This window comes from Pseudomonas putida (assembly GCF_028682455.1).
GTDB lineage: Bacteria > Pseudomonadota > Gammaproteobacteria > Pseudomonadales > Pseudomonadaceae > Aquipseudomonas > Aquipseudomonas putida_AA.
In genome coordinates this window covers 1,072,534-1,086,477 of record NZ_JANHLD010000003.1, presented here as the reverse complement: position 1 = coordinate 1,086,477, position 13,944 = coordinate 1,072,534, and the positions used below count along the sequence as shown (strand labels likewise).

The following is a 13,944-nucleotide window of genomic DNA, read 5'->3' as shown; positions in this document are numbered from 1 at the left end:
GATTGTCTGTACAACCCAGCTTCGACACCGTCAGAACTTGATGAAGTGCTCGCGGTAGTGGCGCAATTCGTTGATCGATTCGCGAATGTCGTCGAGCGCCAGGTGCGTGCCGCCCTTCTTGAAACTGTCGCGAACTTCTGGCGCCCAGCGTGCAGCCAGCTCCTTGAGGGTGGAGACATCGAGGTTGCGGTAGTGGAAGTAGTTTTCCAGGTTGCGCATATGGCGATACAGGAAGCGTCGATCCTGGCAGATGCTGTTACCGCAGATCGGCGACTTGCCCTTGGGCGCCCACTGCTCGAGGAAGGCAATGGTCTGGGCTTCGGCTTCTGCCATGCTGACCTTGCTGTCCTTGACCCGCTGAGTCAGGCCCGAGGCACCGTGGGTGCGGGTATTCCAGTCGTCCATGCGCGCCAGCACTTCATCACTGTGGTGAATGGCGATCACCGGACCTTCGGCCAGGGTGTTCAGGTCGCTGTCGGTGACAATGGTGGCCATCTCGATGATGACGTCCTGGTCCGGATCCAGGCCAGTCATTTCCAGATCGATCCAGATCAGGTTTTGTGGGTTCTGCATGATTCTGCTCCTCGGTAGGTGCGCAGTTTAGCCTAGTGGAGCGTGCTAAACTCCTCGCCGTTTAATAATGCATGCCGAACACGGAACCTTCATGGCCAAACGCCAGCTCAATCGCCGCCAAAACTGGCGGATCGAAAAAATCCAGGGTGAACGCGCTGCCCGCGCCGCCAAACGCGAACAACAGACCCTGAAGGAGCTCGAAGGCGGTGACCTGGGGCCGGAACAACTCGGCCTGGTCATCGCCCACTTTGGCGTACAGGTCGAGGTCGAGGCCCAGGACGGCGAAGGTGCCGGCCAGGTGTTCCGCTGCTACTTGCGGGCCAACCTGCCAGCGCTGGTTACCGGCGACCGTGTCGTCTGGCGCGCAGGCAACCAGGGCATCGGCGTGATCGTTGCGCAAATGCCGCGCAACACCGAGCTGTGCCGTCCCGACAGCCGCGGCCAGCTCAAGCCGGTGGCAGCCAATGTCGACTTGATCGTGATTGTCTTTGCCCCGGCCCCCGAACCGCATGCCAACCTGATCGACCGCTACCTGGTGGCTGCCGAGCACGCCGGTATTCATCCGTTGCTGCTGCTGAACAAGGCCGACCTGATCAACGAAGAGAACGCCCCGGCGCTCAACGCGCTACTGGCGGTGTATCGGCAGCTGGGCTACCCGATCCTGGAGGTTTCGGCCCACCACGGCGACGGTATGCAGCAGCTACAGGCACGCCTTGACGGCCACATCAGCGTGTTCGTCGGCCAGTCCGGGGTCGGCAAGTCCTCGCTGGTCAACAGCCTGCTGCCCGAGGTACAGACCCGGGTAGGCGATTTGTCCGAGTGGTCCGGCCAGGGCACCCACACCACCACCACTGCGCGCTTGTACCACTTCCCTGGCGGCGGCGAGCTGATCGACTCACCCGGCATACGCGAATTTGGCCTGGGCCACGTCAGCCGGGCCGATGTCGAGGCCGGGTTCATCGAGTTCAACGACCTGATCGGCACGTGTCGCTTTCGCGATTGCAAGCACGATCGCGAACCTGGCTGCGCACTGCTCAAGGCCCTGGAAGACGGTCGCGTGCAGCAACAGCGCATGAACAGCTACCGCTCGATCATCGCCAGCCTGCCTCAAGACACATACTGACAACTTCTTGCACTCTGTGAGGCTCGCAACGAGCCTCACCCCCACAATTACATGCTCGTTTCGTAGGGAAAATTACCTGCCAAAGCAGGACAATTCCTTATTCGCAGTGGTCCCTTGCTGCCAGAAATACTTTCGCAGATTGTCACCTTTCAGATTCGCCATCACCAAGCGAGCCACCCCATGCCCTGGGCATGAAAGGAATCAACTATGACAACCCAAATCTTGCCCCTGCGCGGTCTCCCCTCCTCGGCCGGAGGGTCCTTCTGATGCCCGTTTTCATCAGCTACCGCCACAACGATCGGCTTGACGCCTTCACCATCAACGAACGCCTCAAACTCGAAGGCATCACCACGCAGCTAGATCTGTTCGACAACGACGACCAGCAGACCACCGACGCCATCTGCGGCCTCATCACGCGTCATGTCAGCGCCTGCACCCACCTGATCGTGGTGCTCTCCCAGGATGCACCCCACGCCTGGTGGCTGCCCTTCCAACTGGGGGCTGGCACCCTGACCAACAGGCGTATTTCGTTGTACCAGTACGCCGGCAGCGCGCCATCGGGTTATCTGGAGAAATGGCCGATCATGACCGCACGCGAGCATATCGACCTGTTTGTTCATGCCTATCACGATGAACAGACCTTCAAGCGCTCGATCACCCGTGAAGACCCTGACGCCCAGGCCAGCAACCGCGCCAATGCAGACTTTTTCCACGCCGATCTCAAGGCCAAGATCCGTCGCGGCTTCTGACCCGTCCCCGTGAAAGCAAAACGCCCGTGGGCATGGCTGCACACGGGCGTTTTTGCGATCAGTGTCCAGGGTCACTCCTTGCTCTGATCCATCTTCAATACACCGTCCTCGAAAATGTTCAGCTTCTGGCGCAACTCGCGCGGCTGCATCGGCTCGCCCTCGGGCACCGCTTCCGATGGTGCCGCAGGCGCTGGCGCGGGGGTGGTCGGGGCTGGCGGGCTGGTTTCAGGCGCTGGCGGTTGGGGCTGTTCGCCTTCGATGGTGCGCTGGGCCTTTTTGGTCAGCACGATGATATCGATGCGCCGGTTGACCGGATTGAGCGGGTTCGCCCGGTCAAACAGCGACGACGAGGCATAGCCGACAACACGGGCCACCTGGGTATCGGGGTAGCCACCGGCGACCAGCGCACGACGCGCCGCGTTGGCCCGGTTGGCCGACAGCTCCCAGTTGCCGTACTCGCCGGTACCGGCGTAGGGCTTGGCATCGGTATGGCCGCTGATGCTGATCTTGTTGGGTACCGCCTTGATGGTATCGGCCATGGCCAGCAGGATGTCTTCGAAATAAGGCTGCAAATGTGCGCTGCCCAGATCGAACATCGGCCGGTTTTCGGCATCCATGATTTGGATTCGCAGGCCGTCCTGGGTAATCTCGAAGAGAATCTGGTCCTTGAATTTCTGCAGTTGCGGGTTTTCCTCGACCTTGTTCTGCAACTCCTGCAGCAACAGCTCGAGTCGCTCCCGCTCGACCTGCTCGGCCATGCTTTCAACCTGCTCCTTGTCCAGCTGGATACTGGTGTCGGGGGTATGCTCGGACTTTTCTTCCGGGTTTATGGTTTTTTCCGGGGCGAGCTTGGGAGAACCGCCCAGGTCAATCACGTAGGGCGTGCCGCTTTCGGAAAAGCCGATCGGATCCTTGAAGTAGCCGGCAATGGCGATCTTCTGTTCCGGCGTGGCCGTGGACAGCAACCAGAGCACCAGAAAGAACGCCATCATCGCCGTGGCGAAGTCAGCAAAGGCGATCTTCCAGGCGCCACCGTGATGGCCGTCGCCATAGCGCTTTATGCGCTTGACGATAATAGGCTGATTGTTCTCCATGACTCAGCGTCCGCGAACCGCTTGTTCCAGCTCGGAAAAGCTTGGACGGTGGGCCGGGTACAGCACCTTGCGCCCGAACTCTACGGCAAGCGACGGCGGCATGCCGGAGGCCGAGGCCACCAGCGACGCCTTGATCGCTTCGTAGACATTGAGCTCTTCCTTGGCATCCTGGCGCAGCGCGGTCGCCAGGGGGCCGAAGAAACCGTACGCGGCAAGAATACCGAAGAAGGTACCGACCAACGCCGCCCCCACGTGCAAGCCGATCGACTGTTGATCGCCATCGCCCAGCGAAGCCATGGTCACCACGATACCCAGTACCGCCGCGACGATACCGAAGCCTGGCATGCCGTCGGCAATGCCGGTCACAGCATGGGAGGGATGCTCGAGCTCTTCCTTCATACTCAACAGCTCCATGTCGAACAGGCCTTCGAGCTCGTGGGGTGCCATGTTGCCGGTGGACATGATGCGCAGGTAGTCGCAGATGTACGCCGTCATGCGCTCATCGCCGAGCACAGCCGGGTACTTGGCAAAAATCGGACTGGCCGCGGCGTCTTCGATATCGGCTTCGATCGCCATCATGCCTTCGCGCCGGCTCTTGTTGAGAATCTCGTAGACCAGCCCCAGCACTTCTATATAGAACGTGTGGGTAAAGCGCGTACCGAACATCTTCAGGGACTTCTTGATTACATGCATGGTCATGTAACCCGGGTTGGCCTGAAGGAACGCACCAAAGGCCGCACCGCCAATGATCAGCACTTCAAAAGGCTGGATCAGTGCTGCAATCTTGCCGTGAGAGAGAACATATCCGCCGAGCACACTCGCGAATACGACGATGATGCCGATAATTTTAGCCATAGGTAGAAAGCACTTACAGTCGTGGTCAGGGTCGTGAGCGGAAGTTAATAAAACTCTTCTTCTACTTATCGGCAGATCTGCGCCAGACTATAGTCAGTCAAGGCGAAAAGCCAGTTCGGCCCCCTCCAGCATGCCTATTGAAACCACCGTGCCAAGTCAAACACCACAATCGCTCGATGCCTGGATCAAACTGCTCGACAGCGTGCGCCTGCCGATTCCCCAGGCCAGCTACGAACGGGTGAATGCGGCGATGGCCGATAGCCGCCGCTCGCTGCGCGACATCGCCGAGTTGATGCAGGGAAGCCCGGCCCTGGTGCTCAGCGTGATGCGCGAGGCCAACCACCACACCAACACCAGCCTGGGCGAACCGGCCGAAAGCCTGGAGATTGCCCTCAATCGACTGGGGCTGGCGCGCACGACGGCGCTGCTGGAGCGCCTGCCTGTGGTTCCCGACCAAGAGATCCCGCCGACACTGCGCCAGTTGCAACTGGTCAGCCAGCACGCCAGCCAGCAGGCCAACGGCCTGTTCGCCAGTCGCCTGGCGCGGCTCTGGCAAGAAATTCACTGGGGCAGCCTGCTGTTCCTGTCGCCACTGTGGCCCCTGGCCCTGACCTACCCCAAACTGCTCGAAGACTGGGAACTGCGGGTGGTACACAAGGGCGAGTCGGCGCAGCGGGTGGAGCATGAACTGTTTGGCGTGCGGATATTGAGCCTGTGCAAGGCCCTGGCCGAGCACTGGCGCCTGCCGGACTGGGTTACCCGCGGCTACCACCTGCTCCAGGACGAACGCCGCCTGCTGGCGCAGGCCCTGCACATCGCCCGCGACCAGAACAGCCTGCACCAGCAGCAGCGCCTGGACGAAAACCCGGCCTTGCGCCGCTGGTTCAACCAGCCTTCCAACACGGTGCTGTTGGCCAATGGCCTGGCCCTCGCCGCACAGGTGGGCTGGACCACTGGCCACGTCATGCGCTGGCAGATGCTCTGCAGCCTGTACCTGCAGACCTCGCTGGACGACGTCCAGCAACTGGTGCACCAACAGGCGGCCATCAGCGCCCGCAAGCACCCCTGCACCGGGCTGTTCCACCCCGCCGAAGCATTGCTCTGGCCCTGGGATCAACAGCGCCTGCACCCCGGCCAGGTGGCGCCGCCGCCTCCCTCTGCCCAGGCCCTGGGGACCTGGCGCAAACTCTGCGCGCAACTGCTGGTCGAACCCAGCCCGTTCACCAATGCCCTGCACTTGACCAGCCAGGCCCGTGACGCTCTGACAGCTTGCGGCATGCAACGGATGGTACTGATGATGACCGACAAGCAACAGAGCCTGTTGCGGGTCCATCAACTGGCCGGACTGCCAGACGACGCGGCCAGCCTTGTGCTGCCCATCGAGCACAACAAACTGCTGCAGCGCCTGATGAGCAAATCGGCGCAACTGCGCCTGACCCCCGAGAACCAGGCACAATTCACGCCCCTGCTACCGCCTGGCCTGCGCGCACTGTTTCGCAGCGAACACCTGTTGCTACGTTCACTCTCCAGCAATGGCCGGGCCGTGATGCTGCTGGTAGCCGACCAGGGGGGTAAACCGCTGGCAGATGTCAGCGTGCAGGCCTTCGGCAAAACCGCGCAGTGCATCGAAAGGGCCCTGACCACCTTCAGCCACCGCAGCGCCTGACCCATGCGCTACAATCGCCCCCTCTGCCCTGACATGGAGACTCTGGATGACTGATTTTTCTGGCTTGCCCCTGGTAATTGAGCCGGTAGACCTGCAAGCCCGGCTTGATGCGCCAGAGTTGATCCTGGTCGACCTGACCAGCGCCAATCGCTATGGCAGCGGCCATATCCCCGGGGCACGCTTCATCGATCCCAAGCGCACCCAACTGGGTCAGCCACCCGCGCCGGGCTTGCTGCCGGCCAAGGCTGACCTCGAAAAACTGTTCGGTGAGCTGGGGCACAACGCCAATGCGGTGTACGTGGTGTACGACGACGAAGGCGGCGGTTGGGCCGGTCGTTTCATCTGGCTGCTCGACGTGATCGGCCACACCCGCTACCACTACCTCAATGGCGGCGCCCAGGCGTGGCCGGCGAACAATCTCAGCATCGACGTACCCGCAAGTGCTGGGGGCCCGGTCAGCCTGACCCTTCACGAAGCCCCCACCGCTACTCGCGAGTACCTGCAAAGCCGCCTCGGCGCCGATGACCTTGCCATCTGGGATGCCCGCAGCCCTGCCGAGTATCGCGGGGACAAAGTGCTGGCTGCCAAAGGCGGACACATCCCTGGCGCGGTCAACTTCGAGTGGACTGCCGGCATGGACCTGAACGATCACTTGCGCATTCGCAAGGACATGCCCGAAATCCTCGAACGGCTGGGCATCAGCAAAGACAAGGAAGTGGTTACCCACTGCCAGACTCACCACCGTTCCGGCTTTACCTACCTGGTAGCCAAGGCCCTGGGCTACCCGCGGGTCAAGGCCTATGCCGGCTCTTGGGGCGAATGGGGCAATCACCCGGATACGCCTGTAGAACATTGAAGAATCAAGGAAACCCAATGAAATCCCGCTTGTTTATCATCAGCCAGTACCTGCTGCCGCACCACCTGCTGTCGCGCCTGGCCGGCTGCATTGCCGAGTGCCGCGTGCGCTGGTTCAAGAACGCCTTCACCAGCTGGTTCGCCAAGCGCTACCAGGTCGACATGTCCCAGGCCCTGGTCGAAGACGTCACTGCCTATGAGCACTTCAATGCTTTTTTCACCCGCGCCCTGAAACCTGGCGCCCGCCCGCTGGATGAAACCCCGGGGGCCATTCTCTGCCCGGCCGACGGCGCTGTCAGCCAGCTCGGCCCTATCGAGCACGGTCGAATTTTCCAGGCCAAGGGCCACAGCTTCAGCGCCCTGGAGCTGCTGGGCGGCGATCCGGCCAACGCCGCGCCGTTCATGGGCGGCGAATTCGCCACCATCTACCTGTCACCCAAGGACTACCACCGCGTGCACATGCCGCTGGCCGGCACCCTGCGCGAAATGATCTACGTGCCGGGCCGCCTGTTCTCGGTCAACCAGACCACGGCCGAAAACGTGCCGGAGCTGTTTGCCCGCAACGAACGCGTGGTTTGCCTGTTCGATACCGAGCGCGGGCCAATGGCCGTCGTGCTCGTCGGCGCAATGATCGTCGCCTCGATCGAAACCGTCTGGGCAGGCCTGGTGACACCACCCAAGCGTGAGCTCAAGACATTCCGCTACGACGAAGCCAGCCGTGCGCCGATCCACCTGGAAAAAGGTGCGGAACTGGGCCGCTTCAAACTGGGCTCGACCGCCGTCGTGCTGTTCGGGCCGGATCAGGTCAAGTGGGCTGAGGCGCTCGGCGCAGGGTCTGCGGTGAGCATGGGCCAGTGCCTGGCAATGCCTGCCCAGGCTTGAGAACGAAATCGCGGGGCAAGCCCGCTCCTACAATCTCGGTAGGAGCGGGCTTGCCCCGCGATTGAAGGATCAGGCGCGGCCGTCGCGGTCGCGCAATCCCAACAGATACAGCACACCGTCCAGCCCCAAGGTCGAAATCGCCTGCTTGGCCGACTGCTTGACCAGCGGCTTGGCACGGAACGCGACACCCAGACCGGCAATGGCCAGCATCGGCAGGTCGTTTGCGCCATCCCCCACGGCAATGGTCTGTTCCATCTGCAAACCTTCCTTGCGCGCCAGCTCACCGAGCAGGTCGGCCTTGCGCTGGGCGTCGACAATCGGCTCGACCGCGACACCGGTCACCTTGCCGTCAACCACTTCCAGCTCGTTGGCAAAGACGTAGTCGATGCCCAGCTTGGCCTGCAGTTGCTTGGCAAAGTAAGTGAAGCCGCCGGACAGGATTGCCGTCTTGTAGCCCAGGCGCTTGAGTTCGGCGAACAGGGTTTCGGCGCCTTCGGTCAGGCGCAGCGAGGCACCGATTTCGTCCAGCACACCCACATCCAGCCCCTTGAGCAAAGCCAGGCGCTCCTTGAAGCTTGCGCGGAAGTCCAGTTCGCCGCGCATGGCTCGCTCGGTGATTTCCGAAACCTGTTCACCGACGCCGGCAGCCTTGGCCAGTTCGTCGATCACCTCTGCCTCGATCAACGTCGAGTCCATGTCGAACACCGCCAGGCGACGGTTGCGACGGAACAGCGAGTCCTGCTGGAAGGCGATATCGACGTTCAGCTCCTGGGCCACGCTCAGGAACTCAGCGCGCAGGGCCTGCGGGTCCGCGGGCTCGCCTCGCACCGAGAACTCGATGCAGCCTTTGCCCTGGTCAATCGGTGTGTCCAGCGCCACACGCCCGGACAGCCGGTCGATGTGGTCGATGTTCAAGCCGTACTTGGCGGTGATCGAGCTGACACGCTGCAACTGCTCGGCAGTCACCTTGCGGGTCAGCAGGGTCACGATATGGCGGGCCTTGCCCTGGCCTTCGACCCAGCTCTGGTAGTCGGCTTCGGAAACAGGCGTGAAGCGCACCTGTTGATCGAGTTCGTAGCCCGCAAACAGAATGTTTTTCAGTACCGAAGAAGCCTTCTCGGTATCCGGGATTTCCACCAGGATGCCAAAGGACAGGGTGTCGTGAATCACCGCCTGACCGATGTCGAGGATGTTCACACCACCCTGGGCCAGGACGCCGGTGATGGCCGCAGTGAGACCGGGGCGGTCCTCACCGGTGATGTTAATCAGAACGATTTCGCGCAAGACGGGCTCCGACTCGTAGAAAAAAAGCGCATTCTACCGATTTTCACAGACCATCGGGCGCAGCCGATACTTTGCCGCCCCTTGAGCGCTCGCTATACTGCGCAGCAACTTCTCCGACATAAAGAGCCGCGCTCTGTGAACCGGCCCACGCCCGTTAAGACTGACAACTTCTTCCTGCTGATTTTTCATGCTCTGCGCCAACGCCGTGTGCCGCTTGCGCTGCGGATCGCCTGCCATAACGTGTTCCTGGTGGCACTGGCTCTGGTGATCTATGCCTGCGTGATGGGTTTGCAATTCAAGCAGGCCATGCATGAACAAGCCGATGCCCTTGGGCAGAGCCTGACCACGCAGACCGCAACCTCGGCTACTGAGCTGCTGGTGTCCAACGACATCCTCAGCCTCAATGTGCTGCTGGGCAATCTGGTGAAAAACCCGCTGGTCGCCCATGCCGCCATCTACAGCGTCGACAACCGGATTCTTGCCGAAGCCGGCCAACGCCCGAAAAACGGCCTGCTGGGCGAGGCAGAAGGCCTGTACCAGACCAAGATCACTTTCCAGGACGTGACCGCTGGCCAACTGCGCATCAGCCTGGACATGAGCCAGTTCCAGCAGCCGCTGACCATCAGCCTGCAGAGCATGGGCATTCTCGCCGGTATCCTGTTGGCCCTGGCGCTGGCCATGAGCCTGCGCCTGGGGCGCTTCATCTCCACGCCCTTGCTGCAACTGCGGGTCTGGCTGCGTGACATCAACGAATTCACCCCGGCCATCGAGCGCCAGGACGAGATCGGCGACCTGGCGCGCCAGCTGCACGCACGCCTGGCACCACCGCCACGGGAAATCGAGCCGGAAGAAGACGTCGAAGAAGAGCATTTCGAAGACGAAGAGCCCGAGTTCAAGGTCCGCAACCTGCGAGATCCAAGCTTCGACGAAGCGCCCGCGGTCAACAGGGCAAGCAAGCCTGCCGTTGACGACGATGAAAGCGACGACGCGTTTGCCGACCTGCTCGACGAAGAACCCGAGAGCCCCACGCAACCTGCCACCCCTGCAGCCAAGCGCGAGCCACAGGCCAGCGCCGTCCTGGCGGTGCAACTGGGGTCCCAGGAACAACTTCGCCGCTTGCCACGGGCTCGCCTGACCGAGCTGCTGGAACGCTATCGCGATTGCCTCGACCAGGCCGCGTCCCTGTATGAAAGCGAAGTGCATACCCTCAATGACGGCAGCACCCTGATGCTGTTCCACAAGCAGGACAGCGGCGAGGACTACCTCACCAATGCCATCTGCTGCGGCGAGTTGCTGCGCGCCCTCGGGCACGCCCTGCAGATCGAGGTAGCCGACAGCGGAATCACCTTGCAACTGCAGCTGGGCCTGGCCCTGGGCGAAGGCCTGGATGGCATGAGCCAGATCGACCTGCTACTGACCGAGAAGGCCCAGGATGCCCTGGCACTGTCGCAACACAGCCGCAACCTGCTGCTGGTAGAGCGCAAGATCAGCGACGACGCCCTGATCCGCCAGCGTGCCCGCATCCGCCCGATTGCCAGCCCCGAGGGTGCCTGCTGCGTGGAGCGCCTGATGGAGCCCTACCCGTCGATGCTGGAGCGCCAACTGGCGCGGATGCACGAGCGCCGGGTCAAGAGCTGATCCCGGTTCGCCGGGGTCGCAATCGCAACCACAAAAAAGCCCGCATCGCTGCGGGCTTTTTTGTATCTGCTCGGCTTAGAAGCGGAACACTTCCATGTCGGTGCGAATCGGCGTAGCCAGTGGAATCTTCGGCTTCTCCGGCTCCTTGCGCACTTGCACCGGCGCGGCTTTCTTCGGTTGCTCTTCAGCGATTGGCGGCTGGTTGGCCAGCGGCTTGAGGGCAATGCTCAGTTGTTCGGCCAGCTTCTGCAGCAGCTGGCCCTGGGCCTGCACCTGCGCCGCAGCGCTGCCCTGGTGCTGCTGCTCCAGGTGGACAATGCGGTTGTCACGCACCTGGCCGCGACGGTCGAGCAAGCGCCACTGGGCATCGAGCACCGCAGGCTGGTTGGCACCGGAATCCAGTCGAGTGATCGACAGCAAGACCTGTACGTCCGGCGTGAAGCCCGTGTTGCCCGGCGCCAGCACTACGCGCTGGCTGTCCAGGCGCCAGGCCAACTGGCGCACCAGCAACTGGTCGATGTCTGCCGACAGGCTGCCCGCCCAACGACCATCGGTGGCCGCGGTCAGGCTACCATCGGCTTGGCGCTGAAGCAGGGTTTCACGCTGCAGGTAGTCGGCAACCGATACCGGGCCGAGCACGACGGCCATGCCCGCACTTTGCTTGGGTTGGCCAGGCTCGCCACTGTCGAGCTGATACAGGGATACCGGCTGGTGCATGCTGCAACCGGCCAGTCCGAGTACGCCACTGATCAGCAGAACAAACGGAAGGCGCAGAAATTTCATCATCCCATCCAGGCGGCCGCCACAAGGCAAACCGCAGTGATACTCATATAGATTCGTTCGGGCACACAGCCACGCTGATGCCACAAGGGGCCTATCATCCGCGAAATAGCGGTTCGACTCCAGTGTTTCAACCCCGAACGGGCGCGAAATTACCCATTCGGGGCTGATGACCGGGCTTTACCCGACGTTCTCGACCAACAAAGCGTCTACCCGCTGGAAGCCACGCGGCAGCTTGTTGCCCCGACGGCCGCGCTCGCCCTTGTAGTGTTCCAGGTCGTCCGCCTTTAGCGACAGGGTACGCTTACCAGCCTGCAACACAAGGGTCGCACCGTCGGGAATCACCGCCAAATCAGTGACATATTCTTCACGACTGGCTACCCGGTCACCCGGAATACCAATGATTTTATTGCCCTTTCCTTTACCAAGCTGTGGCAGGTCGCTGATTTTGAAAATCAGCAGGCGACCTTCGGTCGTCACCGCGGCCAGCCAGTTCTGCTCACGGTCGGCTACTGCACGCGGGGCGATGACCTTGGCGCCATTCGGCAAACTGAGCAGGGCCTTGCCGGCCTTGTTCTTGGCCTGCAGGTCTTCACCCTTGACCACGAAGCCGTAGCCGGCGTCGGAGGCAATGACATACAAGGCATCGTCTTCAGGCAGCAAAACGCATTCAAACCCTGCGCCAGGGGGTGGCGTCAGACGTCCCGTCAGCGGTTCGCCCTGCCCACGGGCCGATGGCAACGTATGGGCGGCGACCGAGTAGCTGCGTCCAGTGGAGTCGATAAACACGGCGAACTGATTGGAACGGCCTGCCGCGGCGGTCTTGAAACCATCCCCAGCCTTGTAGGACAGGCCCGTGGCGTCAATGTCATGGCCCTTGGCGCAACGCACCCAACCCTTCTCGGACAGCACCACGGTGACCGGCTCGGTCGGCATCAGCTCGTTTTCCGACAAGGCCTTGGCTTCAGCACGCTCGACAATTGGCGAGCGACGGTCATCACCGTAGGTTTCGGCGTCCTTGATCAGCTCGGCACGGACCAGCTTGCGCAGCTTGCTTTCACTACCAAGCAGGGCGGCCAGCTTGGCTTGCTCCTTGGCCAGCTCGTCCTGTTCGTTGCGGATCTTCATCTCTTCGAGCCGCGCCAACTGGCGCAGGCGGGTTTCGAGGATGTACTCGGCCTGGGTTTCGGTCAGGTCGAAGCGGGCAATCAGCGCGGCCTTGGGCTGCTCCTCGGTACGAATGATGTGGATCACTTCATCCAGGTTGAGGAAGGCAACCAGCAGGCCTTCGAGCAGGTGCAGGCGGCGCTCGACCTTGTCCAGGCGGAACTTGAGGCGGCGACGCACCGTCTGCACGCGGAACTCCAGCCACTCGACCAGCAACGCGCGCAGGTTTTTAAGCTGCGGGCGGCCATCGAGGCCGATGATGTTGACGTTGACCCGGTAACTGGATTCAAGGTCGGTGGTGGCGAACAGGTGCTGCATCAGTTCGTCGAGGTCGACCCGATTGGAGCGGGCGATGATCACGATCCGGCAGGGGTTCTCGTGGTCGGATTCATCGCGCAGGTCAGCGACCATCGGCAGCTTCTTGGCCTGCATCTGTGCCGCGATCTGTTCCAGTACCTTGGCCCCGGACACCTGGTGCGGCAAGGCGGTGACCACGATATCGCCATCCTCGATACGGTAGACCGCACGCATGCGTACCGAACCCCGGCCGCTTTCGTAGATCTTCAGCAATTCGGAGCGCGGCGTGATGATTTCGGCTTCGGTCGGATAGTCCGGCCCCTGGATGTGCTCGCACAGCTGCTCGACGGTAGCCTTGGGCTCGTCCAGCAAACGCACACAGGCGCTGGCAACTTCACGCAGGTTGTGTGGCGGCACGTCGGTGGCCATGCCCACGGCGATACCGGTGGTGCCGTTGAGCAGGATGTTAGGCAGGCGCGCCGGCAATACCGCCGGCTCGTCCAGGGTACCGTCGAAGTTGGGAACCCAGTCGGCAGTACCCTGGCCCAGTTCGCTGAGCAGCACTTCGGAATAGCGCGACAGGCGCGCCTCGGTGTAACGCATGGCGGCGAACGACTTCGGATCGTCCGGCGCACCCCAGTTGCCCTGGCCATCGACCAGGGTGTAGCGGTAGCTGAAGGGCTGCGCCATCAACACCATGGCTTCGTAACAGGCCGAGTCGCCGTGAGGGTGGAACTTGCCGAGCACGTCACCGACGGTACGCGCCGATTTCTTGTGCTTGGAATCGGCGTCCAGGCCCAGTTCGCTCATGGCATAGACGATGCGTCGCTGCACCGGCTTCAGGCCGTCGCCGATATGCGGCAAGGCGCGGTCCATGATCACGTACATGGAGTAGTTGAGGTAGGCCTGTTCGGTGAAGTCAGCCAGTGACCGGCGCTCTACGCCATCGAGGCTGAGATCAAGGGAGTCGCTCATGCGGGC

12 protein-coding genes are annotated in these 13,944 nt (G+C 62.1%); 6 read left to right on the top strand and 6 right to left on the bottom strand.

Annotation, left to right across the window (positions count from 1 at the left end; all coding sequences use genetic code 11):
• Nucleotides 1–30: 30 nt before the first annotated feature.
• The gene (gene orn / locus NPS58_RS22055) at nucleotides 31–573 is read right to left on the bottom strand and encodes an oligoribonuclease (protein ID WP_274117386.1); all 543 of its coding nucleotides are present in this window, start codon (nucleotides 571–573) and stop codon (nucleotides 31–33) included.
• 91 nt (nucleotides 574–664) lie between these two features.
• Between orn and rsgA the strand changes: the two genes are divergently transcribed.
• Both rsgA and NPS58_RS22045 read left to right on the top strand, forming a co-directional pair.
• On the top strand, nucleotides 665–1,696 hold the full coding sequence (gene rsgA / locus NPS58_RS22050; RefSeq protein ID WP_274117385.1) for a small ribosomal subunit biogenesis GTPase RsgA: 1,032 nt from the start codon (nucleotides 665–667) through the stop codon (nucleotides 1,694–1,696).
• Nucleotides 1,697–1,962: 266 nt separating this feature from the next.
• Nucleotides 1,963–2,445, top strand: a complete 483-nt coding sequence (locus tag NPS58_RS22045; protein ID WP_274117384.1) for a molecular chaperone Tir — start codon at nucleotides 1,963–1,965, stop codon at nucleotides 2,443–2,445.
• A 71-nt stretch (nucleotides 2,446–2,516) separates the two neighbouring features.
• Here NPS58_RS22045 and motB read toward each other — a convergent pair whose 3' ends face one another.
• Nucleotides 2,517–3,539: a flagellar motor protein MotB gene (gene motB / locus NPS58_RS22040; RefSeq protein WP_274117383.1), complete on the bottom strand. Its 1,023-nt coding sequence runs from the start codon at nucleotides 3,537–3,539 to the stop codon at nucleotides 2,517–2,519.
• Between the two features lie 3 nt (nucleotides 3,540–3,542).
• Entirely contained in the window at nucleotides 3,543–4,394 is an 852-nt protein-coding gene (gene motA / locus NPS58_RS22035) for a flagellar motor stator protein MotA (RefSeq protein ID WP_274117382.1), read from the bottom strand.
• Between the two features lie 130 nt (nucleotides 4,395–4,524).
• On the opposite strand from motA, the gene NPS58_RS22030 reads away from it, so the two are divergent.
• Genes NPS58_RS22030 through asd form a run of 3 tightly spaced genes read left to right on the top strand, consistent with a single transcriptional unit; the run spans nucleotide 4,525 to nucleotide 7,797 of the window.
• Nucleotides 4,525–6,060 (top strand): HDOD domain-containing protein, encoded by a 1,536-nt coding sequence (locus NPS58_RS22030; protein ID WP_274117381.1) that lies wholly within the window; start codon nucleotides 4,525–4,527, stop codon nucleotides 6,058–6,060.
• Nucleotides 6,061–6,106: 46 nt separating this feature from the next.
• Nucleotides 6,107–6,916, top strand: coding sequence for a rhodanese-like domain-containing protein (locus NPS58_RS22025; protein ID WP_274117380.1), 810 nt, complete (start codon nucleotides 6,107–6,109; stop codon nucleotides 6,914–6,916).
• 17 nt (nucleotides 6,917–6,933) lie between these two features.
• Nucleotides 6,934–7,797, top strand: a complete 864-nt coding sequence (gene asd / locus NPS58_RS22020; protein ID WP_274117379.1) for an archaetidylserine decarboxylase — start codon at nucleotides 6,934–6,936, stop codon at nucleotides 7,795–7,797.
• A gap of 69 nt (nucleotides 7,798–7,866) precedes the next feature.
• Here the strand turns inward: asd and serB are convergent, their stop codons facing one another.
• Complete coding sequence (gene serB / locus NPS58_RS22015) at nucleotides 7,867–9,081, bottom strand: phosphoserine phosphatase SerB (RefSeq protein ID WP_274117378.1); 1,215 nt, start codon at nucleotides 9,079–9,081, stop codon at nucleotides 7,867–7,869.
• A 135-nt stretch (nucleotides 9,082–9,216) separates the two neighbouring features.
• Between serB and NPS58_RS22010 the strand changes: the two genes are divergently transcribed.
• Nucleotides 9,217–10,719, top strand: coding sequence for a histidine kinase (locus NPS58_RS22010; protein WP_274117377.1), 1,503 nt, complete (start codon nucleotides 9,217–9,219; stop codon nucleotides 10,717–10,719).
• Between the two features lie 75 nt (nucleotides 10,720–10,794).
• Here NPS58_RS22010 and NPS58_RS22005 read toward each other — a convergent pair whose 3' ends face one another.
• Together NPS58_RS22005 and parC are read right to left on the bottom strand one after the other, a co-directional pair.
• Nucleotides 10,795–11,502, bottom strand: a complete 708-nt coding sequence (locus NPS58_RS22005; protein WP_274117376.1) for a PqiC family protein — start codon at nucleotides 11,500–11,502, stop codon at nucleotides 10,795–10,797.
• A gap of 177 nt (nucleotides 11,503–11,679) precedes the next feature.
• Nucleotides 11,680–13,938, bottom strand: a complete 2,259-nt coding sequence (gene parC / locus NPS58_RS22000; RefSeq protein WP_274117375.1) for a DNA topoisomerase IV subunit A — start codon at nucleotides 13,936–13,938, stop codon at nucleotides 11,680–11,682.
• Between the last annotated feature and the right edge of the window lie 6 nt (nucleotides 13,939–13,944).

Bases quoted from the DNA above. Each gene is read 5' to 3' on its own strand.
- asd (WP_274117379.1), top strand. From the start codon at position 6,934: ATGAAATCCCGCTTGTTTATCATCAGCCAGTACCTGCTGCCGCACCAC.
- NPS58_RS22005 (WP_274117376.1), bottom strand. From the start codon at position 11,502: ATGAAATTTCTGCGCCTTCCGTTTGTTCTGCTGATCAGTGGCGTACTC.
- NPS58_RS22030 (WP_274117381.1), top strand. From the start codon at position 4,525: ATGCCTATTGAAACCACCGTGCCAAGTCAAACACCACAATCGCTCGAT.
- motA (WP_274117382.1), bottom strand. From the start codon at position 4,394: ATGGCTAAAATTATCGGCATCATCGTCGTATTCGCGAGTGTGCTCGGC.
- NPS58_RS22045 (WP_274117384.1), top strand. From the start codon at position 1,963: ATGCCCGTTTTCATCAGCTACCGCCACAACGATCGGCTTGACGCCTTC.
- motB (WP_274117383.1), bottom strand. From the start codon at position 3,539: ATGGAGAACAATCAGCCTATTATCGTCAAGCGCATAAAGCGCTATGGC.
- NPS58_RS22025 (WP_274117380.1), top strand. From the start codon at position 6,107: ATGACTGATTTTTCTGGCTTGCCCCTGGTAATTGAGCCGGTAGACCTG.
- rsgA (WP_274117385.1), top strand. From the start codon at position 665: ATGGCCAAACGCCAGCTCAATCGCCGCCAAAACTGGCGGATCGAAAAA.
- orn (WP_274117386.1), bottom strand. From the start codon at position 573: ATGCAGAACCCACAAAACCTGATCTGGATCGATCTGGAAATGACTGGC.
- parC (WP_274117375.1), bottom strand. From the start codon at position 13,938: ATGAGCGACTCCCTTGATCTCAGCCTCGATGGCGTAGAGCGCCGGTCA.